At 65.5% G+C, this 264-nt stretch carries 1 protein-coding gene; it reads right to left on the bottom strand.

The window, feature by feature from the left end; all coding sequences use genetic code 11:
• A partial coding sequence (traN, locus tag CVH10_RS21395; protein WP_181244632.1) for a conjugal transfer protein TraN occupies positions 1–264 on the bottom strand: 264 nt, incomplete at both ends.

The raw sequence follows: 264 nt of genomic DNA on the forward strand, positions 1-264 counted from the left end.
CCCGTCCTGCGGATCGTCGAGGCACTCGTCGCGGACGTAGCTGCACTTCGGATTGCCGGCGAGGCTGGCACAATCCGAGGTCTGGATCATGCTCGTGCAGGTGTAGGTGCGCTCCCAGTTCCAGCACGCGCGGGTGACCTGAACCCCATTGATCGTCCGGGTGGTCGGATCCGGATCGACACAGGTCTCGCCCTTGAGCTCGCACGTCTTGCCGCTCGTCGCCGCGTTGCACATGGCCTCGTTGCGGCGCTCGTTCACGACCTG

Origin of the sequence: Halomonas sp. ND22Bw, assembly GCF_003011945.1 — a bacterium.
Classification (GTDB): Bacteria; Pseudomonadota; Gammaproteobacteria; order Pseudomonadales; family Halomonadaceae; genus Halomonas; species Halomonas halophila.